The 14,920-nt window shown below is 43.9% G+C and carries 22 protein-coding genes and 1 pseudogene; 17 read left to right on the plus strand and 6 right to left on the minus strand.

All coding sequences use genetic code 11. The annotated features are described in order from the left end of the window. The 17 genes and pseudogenes from BLO31_RS23715 to BLO31_RS03395 form a co-directional block, all read left to right on the plus strand. Window positions 1–605, plus strand: a pseudogene (locus BLO31_RS23715) (hypothetical protein); the annotation flags it as partial. A 33-nt stretch (window positions 606–638) separates the two neighbouring features. Further along, window positions 639–935, plus strand: coding sequence for a hypothetical protein (locus tag BLO31_RS03320; RefSeq protein ID WP_070962875.1), 297 nt, complete (start codon window positions 639–641; stop codon window positions 933–935). 33 nt (window positions 936–968) lie between these two features. Then, a complete protein-coding gene (locus tag BLO31_RS03325) occupies window positions 969–1,328 on the plus strand; it encodes a hypothetical protein (protein WP_070962876.1) in 360 nt (119 codons plus the stop codon). Beyond that, on the plus strand, window positions 1,318–2,715 hold the full coding sequence (locus BLO31_RS03330) for a baseplate J/gp47 family protein (RefSeq protein WP_070962877.1): 1,398 nt from the start codon (window positions 1,318–1,320) through the stop codon (window positions 2,713–2,715). The genes BLO31_RS03325 and BLO31_RS03330 overlap by 11 nt, the downstream gene beginning before the upstream one ends. A gap of 55 nt (window positions 2,716–2,770) precedes the next feature. After that, window positions 2,771–3,619 (plus strand): hypothetical protein, encoded by an 849-nt coding sequence (locus BLO31_RS03335; RefSeq protein ID WP_070962878.1) that lies wholly within the window; start codon window positions 2,771–2,773, stop codon window positions 3,617–3,619. Beyond that, window positions 3,616–4,035 (plus strand): hypothetical protein, encoded by a 420-nt coding sequence (locus tag BLO31_RS03340; RefSeq protein ID WP_070962879.1) that lies wholly within the window; start codon window positions 3,616–3,618, stop codon window positions 4,033–4,035. Before BLO31_RS03335 ends, BLO31_RS03340 begins: the two co-directional genes overlap by 4 nt. Next, window positions 4,035–6,230, plus strand: coding sequence for a hypothetical protein (locus BLO31_RS03345; RefSeq protein ID WP_070962880.1), 2,196 nt, complete (start codon window positions 4,035–4,037; stop codon window positions 6,228–6,230). Before BLO31_RS03340 ends, BLO31_RS03345 begins: the two co-directional genes overlap by 1 nt. Window positions 6,231–6,235: 5 nt before the next feature. After that, entirely contained in the window at window positions 6,236–6,892 is a 657-nt protein-coding gene (locus tag BLO31_RS03350; protein ID WP_070962881.1) for a hypothetical protein, read from the plus strand. Continuing rightward, on the plus strand, window positions 6,889–7,179 hold the full coding sequence (locus BLO31_RS03355) for a hypothetical protein (protein ID WP_070962882.1): 291 nt from the start codon (window positions 6,889–6,891) through the stop codon (window positions 7,177–7,179). Before BLO31_RS03350 ends, BLO31_RS03355 begins: the two co-directional genes overlap by 4 nt. Before the next feature lie 9 nt (window positions 7,180–7,188). Next, a complete protein-coding gene (locus tag BLO31_RS03360; protein WP_139158924.1) occupies window positions 7,189–8,061 on the plus strand; it encodes a hypothetical protein in 873 nt (290 codons plus the stop codon). A gap of 11 nt (window positions 8,062–8,072) precedes the next feature. Further along, window positions 8,073–8,630, plus strand: a complete 558-nt coding sequence (locus BLO31_RS03365) for a DUF4376 domain-containing protein (protein WP_070962884.1) — start codon at window positions 8,073–8,075, stop codon at window positions 8,628–8,630. A 139-nt stretch (window positions 8,631–8,769) separates the two neighbouring features. Beyond that, entirely contained in the window at window positions 8,770–9,066 is a 297-nt protein-coding gene (locus BLO31_RS03370) for a phage holin family protein (RefSeq protein ID WP_139158925.1), read from the plus strand. Between the two features lie 6 nt (window positions 9,067–9,072). Then, window positions 9,073–9,510, plus strand: a complete 438-nt coding sequence (locus BLO31_RS03375) for a hypothetical protein (protein WP_139158926.1) — start codon at window positions 9,073–9,075, stop codon at window positions 9,508–9,510. Continuing rightward, on the plus strand, window positions 9,507–10,121 hold the full coding sequence (locus tag BLO31_RS03380; RefSeq protein ID WP_070962887.1) for a hypothetical protein: 615 nt from the start codon (window positions 9,507–9,509) through the stop codon (window positions 10,119–10,121). The genes BLO31_RS03375 and BLO31_RS03380 overlap by 4 nt, the downstream gene beginning before the upstream one ends. After that, window positions 10,121–11,173 carry a defense against restriction DarA-related protein gene (locus BLO31_RS03385; protein ID WP_070962888.1) on the plus strand — a complete coding sequence of 351 codons (1,053 nt, stop codon included), beginning with the start codon at window positions 10,121–10,123 and terminating at the stop codon, window positions 11,171–11,173. Before BLO31_RS03380 ends, BLO31_RS03385 begins: the two co-directional genes overlap by 1 nt. Continuing rightward, a complete protein-coding gene (locus tag BLO31_RS03390) occupies window positions 11,163–12,011 on the plus strand; it encodes a hypothetical protein (RefSeq protein ID WP_070962889.1) in 849 nt (282 codons plus the stop codon). Before BLO31_RS03385 ends, BLO31_RS03390 begins: the two co-directional genes overlap by 11 nt. Then, window positions 12,008–12,757, plus strand: coding sequence for a hypothetical protein (locus BLO31_RS03395; protein ID WP_070962890.1), 750 nt, complete (start codon window positions 12,008–12,010; stop codon window positions 12,755–12,757). Before BLO31_RS03390 ends, BLO31_RS03395 begins: the two co-directional genes overlap by 4 nt. 103 nt (window positions 12,758–12,860) lie before the next feature. Here the strand turns inward: BLO31_RS03395 and BLO31_RS03400 are convergent, their stop codons facing one another. The 6 genes from BLO31_RS03400 to BLO31_RS03425 form a co-directional block, all read right to left on the minus strand. Then, window positions 12,861–13,151 (minus strand): hypothetical protein, encoded by a 291-nt coding sequence (locus BLO31_RS03400; protein ID WP_070962891.1) that lies wholly within the window; start codon window positions 13,149–13,151, stop codon window positions 12,861–12,863. 222 nt (window positions 13,152–13,373) lie between these two features. Beyond that, complete coding sequence (locus BLO31_RS03405) at window positions 13,374–13,664, minus strand: hypothetical protein (RefSeq protein ID WP_070962892.1); 291 nt, start codon at window positions 13,662–13,664, stop codon at window positions 13,374–13,376. A gap of 15 nt (window positions 13,665–13,679) precedes the next feature. Continuing rightward, window positions 13,680–14,078, minus strand: a complete 399-nt coding sequence (locus BLO31_RS03410) for a hypothetical protein (protein WP_070962893.1) — start codon at window positions 14,076–14,078, stop codon at window positions 13,680–13,682. Window positions 14,079–14,097: 19 nt separating this feature from the next. Then, a complete protein-coding gene (locus BLO31_RS03415; RefSeq protein WP_070962894.1) occupies window positions 14,098–14,337 on the minus strand; it encodes a hypothetical protein in 240 nt (79 codons plus the stop codon). Window positions 14,338–14,344: 7 nt separating this feature from the next. Continuing rightward, the gene (locus BLO31_RS03420) at window positions 14,345–14,662 is read right to left on the minus strand and encodes a hypothetical protein (protein WP_070962895.1); all 318 of its coding nucleotides are present in this window, start codon (window positions 14,660–14,662) and stop codon (window positions 14,345–14,347) included. Between the two features lie 14 nt (window positions 14,663–14,676). After that, window positions 14,677–14,920, minus strand: a 244-nt coding sequence (locus BLO31_RS03425) for a hypothetical protein (protein ID WP_217495097.1), incomplete at its 5' end; no start/stop codon positions are given.

A 14,920-nucleotide genomic window follows, 5' to 3' on the forward strand; every position in this document is an offset into this window, starting at 1 on the left:
CCGTTGTCGGCACGGCTATCGGCGGCATCATTGGCGGCATCGTCGGCGGGTTTGGTGGCGACATGATAGGCCGCTCTCTAGGCGGCAGTCTATTTGATTGGTTTGGCTCTGATGATTCAGGGGCGCAAGAGGCAGATTCGCCTTTAATGGCTGTGGCGAAAAAGAAAGATGAACCTTTAGAAGCTGCTAATGCAACCAGTATTAACAGCTATTCATCAAGCTCTAACAGTGACGTAATTTTCAGTGAAAATTCACCCGCCAAAACAAGCTTGGTTGGTCAAGGCACGGTGCTAGCTATCGGTCAAGAAAAGATTGAGGAAGATCAGCGTGAAGGTGCTAATTCTCAAGGCTCTGGTCTTTTGTCGGAAAAGGATGAAAGCGACAAGCCAATCAACGTTACGGCGCATTTGCCAGCGCATTTCTTTAAAACCCTTGAGAAAATCGGCTCATCAAATGGCGCTGCGACCCCAAGGCGAACCGCCGCGCCAAACATGCCAGCACAAAGCGGCGCGCTTCCTAACTCTGAAAACAAATCACCAGATAAAACAATACCTACAGGACTTAGCGATCCTGAATTACGCCTAATCGCTATGGATCTTAGATAGCAAGGCTAAACCAACAACTAGAGGTTAATACTCATGGAAATATATTCTTTCTCGTACACGTTTTCTGCACACTTTGCCGTTGGTCTTTTGATGGCGGCTTTGTTCTATTCGGTAGATACCGTTATCAAGCATTTTGGTAGCGATAGAGCCAAAGCGGAACGAATGGAAAAGGTAGAGTTATCAAAAGAAAAAATGCAACAAATTCACTCAATGGTTGGCGGTGTGGGTTATTCCATTGTAATGACGTTTGTCGTTTTTTTGTATGTAACCTTATGGCCTTATGGCCTTATGGTCTGTTTAAAAAAGGTTATGCGATTAATTAAAAGCTAATTCAAATCAGAGTCGTTAAAAAAGGTTATTCGCATGGGAATGGAGTTTTCACATTTGCTTGAGACAGAAGATGGTGAGCTGGTGGTGTTTGATGATGCTCAGTCCGAAGGCGAGCAAGTTAGATTTTGGTTAAATACACCTCAAGGACAAGTATGGGGTAAGCCTTGGTGGGGTAATCCCTTTGCTAAATTTCGCCACGAGCCTTTAGATGAAAACCTTCAGGCAGACATCACAATGGATGTATTAGCTGACTTAAAAAGAGATTTGCCGCACATCTCTATTAGAGACATTTTAGTGGAGCAAATTGATACCGACGCCGCTTTGATTACCCTCGTAACCAAAAAAGGCGCAACACCAAAAAAATCATTAAAAGGGTTTGGAAATGCGGTTTGATAAAATCAAAGAGTTTGCTGATAACTATCTTTCGTCTTCTACTTTTTGGTCGCGCTTTAAAGGCGGTGAAATCTATGAGTACCTAATCAACTTCATCACGCAGCTTTTTTATCGAGCACAACAAGCGATGGAAATTAGATTGATGGAGGGGCATATTTCACAAGCTAATCGCCCTTCATCTATTCGCGCCCACGCTCAAGATAGGGGATATGTTCCCCACAAGCGACAAGCAAGCAGGCACGTTATCACGGCCACGAATAACACCGATTCACGAATAGACATTAGTGAGATGCAAAATTTCATTTCTCCAGATAACAACCTCAACTATCTAATTGTCGATGCGGTCATTATCGAGCCTCACTCTACGGTTGAAATTGAAGTCATTCAGGGCGAAAGAGCAAGCCAATCCTTTGAGGTTAGGTCACTCGACAAGTATTTAACTGTACTACTTGATCGCGGCATTTCTCGCCGCCTAGCGAGCTTTGAGGTGTACATTACGCACCCCGTTACAGGTAATCGTGATAAGTGGGAAAGTTGCTACCTGTTTAGAAATGTCACCAAAGACGACAAAGTGTATGTGGAATTTTGTACGGCCACCGAAGAAACGGGCATTAGGTTCGGTGACGGTCACGTATCGGGCATGATCCCCGAAATTGGCTCTATCATTGATATTGAATACATAACCACAGAAGGTTTTAGTTCTTTACCCGCTGGGCAAGAGTTAACTTGTTTAGATGCGGAGGTCAGCGAGGCCGTGAGTTTTGTGGCAAAAAGCACAATGCTGGTAGGAACAGAGCGAGAGGATACCGAAAGTATTCGTATGAATGCTCAATACCACCCAATGTATGACAACAGCACGGTGTGGGACAATGATTACGCTTTTTTCTTCAGGGGGAATATGCGCGGCTCGACGTTTGTCAGCGTGTGGGGTGAGCAAGAGCAAGAAAAAATGGTAGGCACGGCAAAGCCGGAGCATATCAATAAAATCTATGTCTGCGTTTTTCACCCAAAACAAACCAGCCTTGAAACCAAAAGTGGCATTGAGCACCTTTGCTCTCAGTTGGATGATATTGCCTTTGAAAAGCAACACGTTCACGTAGAGCCTAAATTGCACAAATACACCTTGACGCTAAAAGGCAAAATTCTATCGAGTAAAAAAGTTTCAGAGGTTGAAAAGGCGCTCAATCTCGCCTTGTCTGTCTTTACGGAAAGAAACGCCATCCATCAAGGAAAGACCACGCATGACGACATTTGGCGAGCAGTGGATAAGCTCAAAATTCTGGATTCTTTTAACATCATTACAAGTGAAGATCTCGACGTCAGTGTGCCTATTGATACGTTTAGGTTTTTAGACTTATCCAAAAGTCAGATCGTTATCAGCCGTTAGGTTATTTTTGCATCTGCAAATATCATAGATTGAATGATTTTTTATTGGTACGCGCATGTTAAAGGGAAAGCTAACAAAAACACTAAGAGAGCAAAGCAAAGGCTGGTTTGATTTAGCCAATGCCTTAAATGCTATTAGTGAAAAGGTGATCGAGCCTTTGCTTATCCGTGCGCGCTCCTTGTCTAATCTTTTTGAAATGAACGAGGCCGATCTCAATATCCGATTGGATGAGATGGGCTCATTTATGAGCTTCGGCCAGTTCGATGATGTAAATAAGCCGCTCATCATTCAGCAGCGAACCGACGAGATTCACTACAAAAACACGCTTTACCCACTGAGTAAAACGCTCCTTCGAGAGTTTGGAAATAAACGGGTAAGGTGGCAAAGGCTATATGCGCCAGAAGACTTTACAGCGCACCCCTATGGCAGTTTATTTGTAACCGAAAGCGGTAAGCAACTGCACCCAGAAATTACCAAGTGGATCAGGGTTAGTCGCGGGGTGATTGAATCGCCCATTGCTGATTTTTACGAAGAGGCAGGCGGCGACATTGCCAAGGCTGAAGAGCTGATAGCTCAATTTCAAAAAAGCTTAGACGAAGTTGTGATCCCGCTGGTTCCGACGCACATCGTATTTGATGGGCAGATATTTACTATTTTTGTGTCCATTAAAGAAGCGTATGAAATCGCCAGATTAACCGCTTCAGAAATCACTGATCAGTTAGAGCGCCTTAGAGAAGCTAAGGAAGCCATCACCACCAGCAACAGTGTGCAAGCTGAAACCTATCACTTGCCAAATGAAAATCCCATCATTGAGCATCCTTCCTCGTATCGGATGGATTGCCTTGATCTGGATTCATGTCCACTAGATGCTGAACATTACTTTAATCGAGGTCTAAGCGCATGATTTCTACACCTGTAGAGAAAGCCCGAATTCAAACCATTTACTACACCGAAAGGGCAAAATCTTCTATTGCTGATGCTCCGTTTTTTAAACTTGGCGACATTGTTTGGGGTACGGGATTTGTAAGTATCGACGGTCAGGGTGATGTGATTTTTGAGCCTATCCCTCATGACGTTTCGCAAATTCAAGGTGAAGTGTTTAGAAACAAGCCCAACAAAAGTGTTATTAACAATAAAATTTTGCTGTCGGCCACTTTCCCTAAATCAATGATGCCCACTACAGGCAGTAAAATGCTGACCACGCTTTACCAGTTAGACGACAAAGGAAACGTCGCCATCGTCTTTCTGTTTGCTCCCGTGTACACCAGCCCCAATCGCGACATTAACTTGCACGCAGAAATTGAGATAGGGGACGCGTAATGCAAGAAAAGTTTGACGGGTATATTAGTACGGGTAACACCAACGAGCACGCACTAATCACTGACATTCAGTATGGTGAAAAGTTTTCATCCGCTGCGCTCAATAGACACTGGAAAAACATCAAGCCCGTTGGTATTTACGCAGGGTTTGAGCCTGTTATTTCTGGCGTTGATACAGTAACGGTGGGGGATGCTTCAGGGCGCAATACGCTGGTGGCGCAAACTGCAAGTGGCGAGTATCAATTAACCGTCCACCAGCAAAAGCCTATTACTTTAACTGTTGCGCGAGATCAAGATTTGACCGCTGTTGTTGAAGCGTTCTTTGCTTATGGCGTGGTTACAAAGCAAGTCGACACTGACTCGTTAGTAGATGCAGCAACGCTAAAGCTCATTCCTACCGCAGAGGTTAAGCCTCATCATGTCGCACTGTTTAGAGTGTTGCTCCCAGCGGCGGCGCCTAAATTGTTACCAGAGCACTTAATTACCGATGTGCGAGTAGACGCTAACATTGCGGGGGCGTATTCCCGTAATGAGTCCGATCGTAACTTTGTTAGAAAAACCGCCGATCAAGGCGCAATGATTGTGCCGTTTAGTTCTGATGATAACAACCCACCCGACGGGCTTGAGCGCTGGAATCCTGAAAAGCGCCGAATTGAGTACAGTCGCGACAGGAAATGGCACGGCGTGGGAGGCGGAGGGTCAACCTTAAAGACCGTAAACGTCGATACCTTGCTAGGGGCTGGCGAAGGCTGCTTAGTGAACACGACAGCCGTTAAAAAAACAGTAACGGTGACTTTGCAGGGCAAGGCCGACGCCTCAGAAGGCAATGAGCATATTGTTGGAGACGTTCGAAGCGGCAGTGCATTTAAATACCCCGTCAAAGTTATTGCTCAAGGCGCTACGACGGTGAACGGTGAGCCTTATTATCTAATTAACGTTGATGGCGCTCGCCTAACATTTAACTACGATGCGCAAAGCGATAACTGGGAAATTTCGTCAGGGTTTGGGGAAAGGCCAGTACCTAAATCGGTGTTTGATTCCTATGAATCTAAGCCAGCCAAAGGCACGTCTGTTTTTCATGTTGATTATCATGTCGGCTATGTCGACATATACTTAAATGGCGCTCAGCTATGCAGTAATGATTTCACCGCTACAGATGGCAAAACCATTACGTTGCATCAACCAACTAAACGTCATGATGATGTTGTTCAAATAAAAGCATGGCGCTTTGTCGACCAGCTGCAAGACGTGTCGCTTACTCGCAAAGAGTGGAGCGGAAAAGCGGAGCGCGGCGCGGTTTCTTTGCCTGCCAATGGTTTAAATAACGATCTTGCTAAAGCTTACTATCTCCAAATCGGCGGTGTCCGTCAGCAACCAACCGTTGACTATAGCATTTCCTCTTTAACCAATGAGGTGTTACTTGCTAAACCGCTTGATAACCCTCAAGACTGGTATTTGCTTTCTGAAGCAGAAGTGCAGTTATTCGAAGGTATTGACCACCAGATAAACGCGACCAATACCAACAACTCTCTAACAGGTAAAAATGTTAAAGAGAACATTGATGAACTCGATACGCGCACTGCTGGGTTAAATGAAGTTGGTTCAGTTATCTGGTTGGCGCACGAACAGCACCCCGAAGGGAAATACATAAAACCTAACGGCTACCCGCTTAAAATGACTGAGTACCCCCAGCTTTACGAGAAATTCGGCTCAACCTACACCCAGCAATGGGAGGCTGGCGAGCTTGTATTGCTTGGCGAGCTTAGAAAATCGATTGCCAACGGCACTATTTACAAGGCCACAAAATCAGGCACAACCGCCGGAACTGACGTTACTAATGACACGGTAGTAACTTGGGTTGTCTCTAATGAGTTTCAAAATATGGACATGCGCGGCGTGCATTTTAGGGCTTTAGATGAAGGTCGAGGGCTCGACCCAAATCGAAAAATGGGAGAATTTCAGGGAGATGCAATTCGTAACATTAAAGGCACAAGTCGCCCATATGACGGCGGCGGATTACCTAGCGGTATCAGCACGGGAGCATTTAGGCTGAAATCGGGCGGTGGTCTTGTCCCTATAGGCTCCGAAGGTGTTCGTTCTTATCATGAGTTTGATGCCTCTCTGGTCGTCCCTACTGCCCACGAAAACCGTGGTGTCAACATGCCTTTAGTTCCTTGGCTTAGATACAAGAGATAATACTTATGCTAATCAATCATTACGACCGAGTAACCAAGGTCTTTTTATGTCAGACCAAAGCCGAGCCTAATCCAGAGGGTAAAGGTTACTTAATACCGGCTTTTGCTACTGACATTCCTCTACCCCAAAACGTGCCTGAAGGCAAAGCGTTAGTGTTTAACGGCGAAGGGTGGGACGCCTTTGACGATCATCGTGGCAAGACAGCGTATTGCACAAAGACTAAAGAGCCTTCTGAAATTGATTATGTGGGCACAATAAAGACAGGCTTTACTCTTAAGGAGTCCGTTTCTGAATTTGAACAATGGGACGACGCGCTACAAGATTGGAAAGTCGATGTCGAACTGGAGCGTCAGGCGCACAACCGCAGTGAATACATGTGGTCAAAGAGCGAGTTAAGCTCTGAATCAAAAGCCAGTGTTCAAATCACACTTCATAACGAAGGAAGTTCACGCGCCACTTTCACAAAAGAAGCATGGACAAGCTACAAAGAGGCGCTTCGAGATTACGCCTCATATGACGCTCTAAGCGACTTCTATAGCGTGAATGACATATCTAAGACCTACGCGACAGATAGTAAAACAAAACGCCCCCTAAGCCCCGCTGAGGAGGCTGAAAAACTATTGCAATCCACCAGCTCACCAAAAACTGAGGTAGCATCATGAGCGAAACCCATCTTTCACAAATCTCAGGACGCTCGCGTGACTCTGATATAGCTCAGCTGGACATTCTTATACATGGTGTTAATGCTGCCTTGGTAGGGATGAAATCATTTCCCGTAACTATGCGCAATCTTCCCGCTATGGGTTTCTTTAGTCAGGGTGTTTATTTTAACTGTAGTCACACTGACTTTAATGTGTCTCGCCATGGGTTTGTCGAGCGCGGCGCTATTACTTCTTCTGGTCGCTTCAGAAGGCAAGGGGCTATTTACTATGCTGACGCCGAACTATAAGGAAACACCGTGATAAGTTCAAGAAATCGAAATAGGGCTGATTGGTGTCCTGAAATGTATTCCGGCAAAAACCTACTGATTAATGGTTGTCTGTCTGAGTTCCAAAGGGGAAATGCTGGGAAAGATGGTTTTTCCGCAGACAGATGGCGTATTGATGGCGTATCAGCTTCATTAAAAGATGTGAGTGACGTGCCTAAAGGTTACTTGCAAGGTTGCTATCTTTCCAAAACTAGTGCGGGAGAAATGTTTTTTGGTCAGCGTATTGAGGCGGCATTATCAGCGCAGTCGGCTGGAGAAAATGTAACATTCAGCTTTGAGCTTTATGATGTGATAGGCATTGATAAGTTAGAAGTTGTCGCCTATCACACCTCTGCTAAAGATGATTGGTCAACCGCTTCTGTCTTGTTCTTTAGTGAGCAAGTGGCCGACCTAGCCAGTGGCCGCAAGTCTGTCGTTATGCCCTCTTTACCCGATGATGTAAAGCACGGCCTTTATGTCGGATTAAAGGCGACAACCTCAAATGCAGGCTCATACAAAACAACAGGATTGCAATTAGAACTTGGCGATCAGGCGACAAGGTTTGTGCCAGATTTTCCAACGATAAATTTAGCTAAGTGTCAACGGTTCTATCAATACCATAACATCACCGAAGTTAGAGGGTTTCAATCCGCAGGGGTTATCATACATCATCCTATGATGCTTCCTGTAGAGTTGAGAGCCTTGCCAGCAGTTACATCCACGCATACCGTGATCCATCGTGCGGCAGCTGTTGAAATTCAGGCGCTAACAAAATCTGAGGTTATTGTTTCTATAACCAAAGGCACAGAAACAAGTGACTGTTTTGTTAACGGAATGACGGTATCGCTTGATGCAGAGCTCTAGGAGGTTTAAATATGGAAAAAACATATCAATATACAGATGCTAAAAAAACCACTGTAAGAACAATAGGTTGCGAGACGGGGGCAAGTGAAACGATTCCTAAACGTCATCGTTTTTGGTACGAAAAAGGTGTAGATAAAGCAGAAAAGGAAGGGCTTATTCTGCCTTGTGATTACGTCAAACCACCAACTCTTGAGGAAGCGTATCAGCTCAAGTATTCCGACATTAATACATGGCGTGACAGAGAAGAGGCAAAGCAAAGCGCAACGGTTACAGTTGACGGTGTGGCTTATGACGCCGACCCTGCGAGTCGCACGAAAATTCAAAGCTATCTGGCCGCTGATTTTGCACCTGAGTTTTGGACTAGTGCCGACAACCGAGACATTAAGCCTTTTAGCTTAACCACGCTAAAAGCGATTCAAAGCGCCATATTAAGCAAGGGCTTTGAAATACATGCACGTCAAAGACAATTAAAGTCGGAACTTGATGCGCTTAAGGCTTCAAAATCAGTAACCGTAAAAAAAATTCAAGCTTTTGTCGTTGATTGGCCGACAGTGCCGCCCGCTGCTTAATCTATCTTTGAATACCTTTCACTAAGTCGCCCATGTTGGCGGCTTTGTTTTTATTGGTATTTTTTACTGTTTCTATCTGGCTTTTTTGTATCTCCAATTATCATAGACTGATATTAATTTACCTCTCAAGGAGAAAGCTTTGCTTTTAGATATAAGCATGACATCGACGGCTATAGCTTTGTCTTTGTTGAGTGGCATGTCTGCTTATCTACAAGGTTGCAAGGACGACCGAATCAAACGGGGCTGGTTGTTTCTTTTTGCTGAAGTGTCCGTTTCTTGCGTTGTGGGTTTAGCGGTTATGTATTTTGGTACTTGGCGCGAATTTCACGAGGCGCTGATATGCGGGGCTATTTTAGTTTCTGCTTATAGAGCCAGTGACTCAATCGAAAAGATAAAGGCCAAGTTGTTTGAACGTTATTCATTAAAGAACAAGTAGGTGGCTATGCCTGAGATTATCCAACACTTTTCTCTATTGGGGTGGGCACTTGTCGTATTGTGCTTTTTTTTGATAAGTCGCGCTATTGGCGGTAGAAGCAAAATTAAACTAACGGGCTTAGGGCTTCACGCTAATTATCTAGGCTACAAAAAGTTTTCTGTGGCCTTTGATTCTAAAGTCAACTCGAACCAATTGCGTAATTATCGGATCGAGTATTACTTGCAAAACACGGACGATCCGAAAGTCGTCATTACTGGCAAGTCGCGCTCGATGTCAACAAGTAAGAAAGGCCGTAACAAAGAAACGCTTCTAATAGACAAGAAGCTTATCAAGGCTGGTAAATGGCAGCTTGTGGTAGAGGTAAAACAAGACCGCCATCCGATAAACCTCTTTTTTGCGCTTTTCCCAGTCACTCAAAAGATAACGAAAGAGTTTACGTTATGATCCACGCTAAAAACCGAAAGACTTATCACGTCTTTAATTTTGATAACTTCAATGAAAGTGGGTTGAAGTCCTTTATCCTGCTCTTAAAAAAAACCGGATCTGAAGTAAGCGGCGTCACGGCTACAAACCGAGTGATCAAAAAAGACGGTGAGAAAACCAAAAAGGCGACACTGTTCTTTTTAAACGGTCAGAGAGCTGAGTTGCAAATAGGTGAAAAGGGCGACGTCATCACCGCAAAAGTCAACGGCAGAGCTGCGCCAGTCAAATCCGATACCGACAAGCTCCTAGCCAAGAGTCTGCATAATATATTTGTGCGTGGTCAGACGGCGTTTGATAAGTCACTAGCGAAAAAGCTCACCAAAATAGATACCGACAAGCCAAATAAAACACCAGCGTCAAGAACGCAAGCGGCTAGAGTGGCTGAACTGGATGAGCTAATAGCGAAAGCTAAAGCCGATCTGGAAATAGCAGAAAAAAAGCTCAATTCCTTAACTAGCGAGAATGACTCACTGCGCGGCGATATTAATCAACTTCGAGATGTCATTGCTAAGCTCAAATCCGAGATAAAAGATCTTACAAGCCAACTGGATAAGCAAGGAGTGGCGGCCTAATGATAACCATTACTTTCCCTCGTCACGCTGGCGTTAACTTCGATAAGGGTTCTTCAGATAAAGCGCTAGAGTTAGAGCCTGTTAAGTTTGAAGAAATAGACTCAACCTACCTTAGTGAATTTCCAATATATGACGATATTCTGTTGTCAGCAGTAACATCGACCAAGACTAAGCTAAGCAAAACGATGGCGGCTTTTATGCGATCATTAAACAAAGCACTATCAGGAACAGGTATCAAAGCGGGGCAAAAAGCTGAATTCTATGACGACGGTGGCCAATCAGTAGAACAGGTGGGCGTATTGCTTTCCAAGCCTAGAAAAGCGGGAATGTTTGCCGTTATGACCGCGCAAATTCCATGCAGCGACGGGCAAAGTGTATCCATTATCTTCTATGCGCCAGATGAAGACCCATTAAAAATAACTAATGATGATACGCTGATAGCGTTTAGGTTCCTGCTTAACAAGCGAGACATCACGCATAAGGTCGCACCCAATCAAGGTCGAGACATTTCTCTTGCTCAAACCACGCAAGCACTATCCAATCTGTTAGAAAAAAATAGCGCCAAGTTTAAAGCTAATCTGGTTAAAGCTATGGCCGCGCGCAAAGAGTTTGCAGATAAGCAAGAAGAGCTTGAGCGTTTACAAGAGTCGTTAACTAACACTCTATTCTCCATTTCAGAAATGGAAAGTGAAAACGCTGAGTTAGCTAGCAGAAAATCTCAGCTAGAAGCGGAGAAATTAGCCGCCGAGAAACGTTTTACGGGCTTAAAGGCCAAAATAGACAGTTTTCAACCACAAGAGCCGATCCAAGAAAGCCCCTCAACAGAAGAACCTGAACACCCAGAAGAGCTAAAGCGGCACTTAAAAACGTTAAATGCTCTTTCGGCTGGTGGTTTCATTGTCGAAGAGGCGGCAGAGAAAATTAGTGAGATTTCAAAGTATTTTGAAAAAGGTATGTGGTGGCATTACCACGGAAAAGAGTTCAACAAGGCTACAGATCTAATTGCTGAAGCCATAGAAGCACGATTAGAGGTAAGCAAAGATGCTAACTAAGCCAGTAGCAGAAAAAGAGCTAAGCACTACTTTAATGACGTTTAAATACTATCCAAGTGATAAAAGAAGCGCCGCCCTAAATCGCATGGTGAAATTGCTCAAAGTGATTGAAGGTAAAGCCAAGAGTTATATTAAAACCTTGTTTGAGCCAGCCTCTAATTTTGCGGACTTTGCCAGTAAGTTTAAACACAAAATATTTAGCGGTTTTGGCGTGTCCAAAAATGCCAACTTAGAAGTGTGTAACGAGGCGGCAGAAGCAATGCTAGATGTGACAGATCGCTTTGACATGGAAACGCTTGGTTTTTTTGGAAATGCTAGTAAGTCGCCGTTTAGAGGCTCAAAGATGAGCAGAAACGCAAATGCTACATACCATTACGGACGCTCTTTTTTTGGCGAGAAAAGACCAGACGGCATCGTAATCCCTGTTTCAATTACGCCTAACTCAATAAAGGCGCAAAAGGCCAAGGCGAACGAAATGTATAATGCAGGGTTAGACAAAGCTAAAGCTCGTATCATGGAGCATAAGCGCGTTAGCGATGAAGTCAAAGAGAAGTCGCAAGAGTTAAAAGCGTGGCGCTGGAGCGTTTCAACGGACTTTAAAGGGACGGCTTATCACGAAATGGGGCATAAGCTGCACTTGTCATCAGACGTCGACGGCTTAGATACGTTAGTGCGTGAAGCTTACAATAAAGGGTGGGCGATGGTAATGAGCGAATATGCCAAGACCAACCACAAAGAATTTTTTGCAGAAACCTTCTGTGCTTACATGCTAGGAGAGCATGAATTCATTGAACCCCGCTTATTAGCAAAACTAAAAGAACTGGACAAAGCCGTATGATAGATCAAAAGCATAACGAACTAATGGAAGAAGCTATTCGATTGGTCAACCTAGAGCCGCTTCCAGACAATGTGGTGAGTCTGTTTGATTCAATTTACGCTAAGGCTAGTGATTTCACTAAAATCTGCTTAGGCGACCTTAGAACAGCTCTAAGTGTCAACATGGATGAGCAAGGGATGCAAGAAGAGACGCCAGAAAGCAAAGGGCGGGAAATTAATCAGGCTGCGGCTAGTGCTGCCACCAGCATTGAAAACGATTTGCCAGAACCCACGCAAGCCCAAAAAGAGGTAGGTAACTACAAAAAAGCGAGTTTTACCCTCAACGGCTTAACTATCATCATTGAAAATCCAAAAGATTCGACACGTTCTGGAAAGTCTGAGGACGGTACGGAGTGGGCTAACGTTCTTCCTTGCCATTACGGTGACATAGCGAAAACAACAGGGGCAGACGGCGATAAGGTAGATTGTTTTATCGGTGATAGCATCATGAGTGATAGAGTTTTTGTTATCGACCAGATAAACCCGAAAACGCTAGAGTTTGATGAACATAAAGTAATGCTATGTTTTGATAATGAAGACAGTGCGCGTCTAAATTACTTGTCCGCTTATGATGAAGGTTGGCAGGGGATTGGTGCAATTACTGAAATCAACTTTGATGATCTCAAAGAGTGGCTAAAAGGCGATACCAGCAAAGCTTTATCTGAAAAAGTTAAGTCCGCAAAAAAACGCCCTGATAACATCGGTTAATTTTCACTGAAAATTGAATAATTAAAGCCCCGTAAAGGGGCTTTTTACTCAATGTGACTTGTTTCTCTGTTTGGTTGTCGCGATGGAAGTGTGGTTTCCCTGTTTATTCAAATTCAACATTCCAATCAATTGACTCGATATAGTCATTAAAATGGGCATATTCACTCATTCCTAAACCAGACATAACCTCATTGACACGGTGCTCAAAATCTTCAATCCAGCGTTCCATGCTGACATCAGAAAGACGGTTATAGGCAAGCGACTCACTAAACGTTGCGCCAGCTTTCCCGCACCAGAAATATCCTTCACTCGCTTTCATCAGTTCAATATATTCTTGTTTAACGCCTGTCTTTTGGGCTGCTTGAGCAACGATGCTTTTGACGGTTAAGCGCATGATTCGACTTTCCTCATTGTTTCCTAAGTCGGGTTTTCATCCGTTTTGTTAGTTTTCGCTGGGATTTTTTGCCACTCATATCCAGAGATAAGAGCTCCGATGAAAGTTGCAACAGCCCAGTAGTGATGTTCGTTGCTAATCAAAAAAAACGGTAGCTACTATCCAAGCCACTTTTATTACTACATTTCCTAGCATTACTGCATTCATACCCCTTCTCCCCTGTTAACGCAATTTTATGAAAGAGATCTTCAATTTATTACCGTTTACCGTTGGTTTACCGCCACCAAACTCAGGGACAAATCGCTCTCCGTTCTCATCTTCCAACTCAATCGGAGTTATTGGTAAATAGAGGTTTGGATCTTCATAATCCCTATCAAGCTCGATATAGATAACCCCTGACGGTTCTGCGATGCTTGTTTGTGTTCCCTGCGAAGTTACATCATTGCTGTTTATTTCCACTTTGTGATTGACAGCGTACGAATCTAGGGCTGGCATTATTAACTTATACTTCACGATCTTTTCCTGTTTCTAATTGTCTTCCACTGCGTAAGACGCAGCGTTTACAACCTCATCCAATTGACTCGCCCTAAAAGATGCTTGTTCATGTTCAAAACATGCGGCCTTTTGCAACTCATCCCATGTAGTGATGTTTTCGTATTCGTTGAACCCAACCGCATTATCGATCAGTTTCTTTTTGGCGCTTTTGAACTCGGAAACGGATTTGCCTTGATAGGTAATTTCAGTACCAGATTCGAACACACGTTCATTAGTGCGAGCATTTACCACCCAGCAGCGCCAGCCGTTACCACTAAGTCTTTCAGCCGCTTCAATCGCTTTCTTCTTGGTCATTGGGTTAGCGCTATCACTTGTTACCTTACTGCGGGTTTCGGGGTTTCCCGCTATGTAGAATAGTTCGAAATGTTTCACTGTTCTGATTTTCCCTCGTTTAATGCTTAGTTGTCTCAAGCGGAAACTGGTAGCTCGTCTTCTTGAAAAACTGAGATACATCCTCTTGAGCAAAAACGTAGTCAAAACCTTCATGATCGATGATGTGTACAATTCCATCATCAACCTTTAGGACTTCGTACATGTGGCCTTTTGTATAAAACTCTGACAAGTCTGAGCGCATGTAAACTATGCTTTCAGCTATACATTCCAAGGCTTCGCTAGCAACGTAAACTTCCATCTTTTCCCTACTTCTCGTGACTCAAACCAATAATTACACTTATTTCGTCTGGCTGACCGTTTTTGAATTCTCTGAACGAATACTCAATTGCACGTTCGTACTTCTCAGCTATATGAGATTGATACGGCATTTCTACAAATACGTCATCTTCGATAGTGTCGCACTCTTGATCAATTTCATGTTCAATAGCGATTTTAACGGCCTCAGTAGCCAACTGCTCTGAGTCAAACAGCGAGATGTAGTGATCTGTAAAGTCGGTATTGATATGGTTTGTATCTTCTGTAGTTGAACCCGTGACCTCAACTAAAACTAATAGTTTTTTCATGCTGAACTTCCCCGTTAAATAGTCATTTCATGTAAAAAGCTTAATGCTATATCCCTTGCTTTTGCGCGAGACACAAAGCGAGATACAGAAACAGGGCGATCCATAGGCCAGCCATTTTCACAAATAACTGTCCATCTTTTATCAACGGGCGCAAAACGGCGACATTCTAAAATAACTCTTGGTTTAACAAGGTTTTGAAGATTTGTAGATTTGGTAATTTTTGCAAAACTAGCCATATTATTTTCCCTCTCTGAGAGT

The sequence above is a fragment of the Vibrio sonorensis genome (assembly GCF_001854765.1).
In the GTDB taxonomy this organism is placed as follows: Bacteria; Pseudomonadota; Gammaproteobacteria; order Enterobacterales; family Vibrionaceae; genus Vibrio; species Vibrio sonorensis.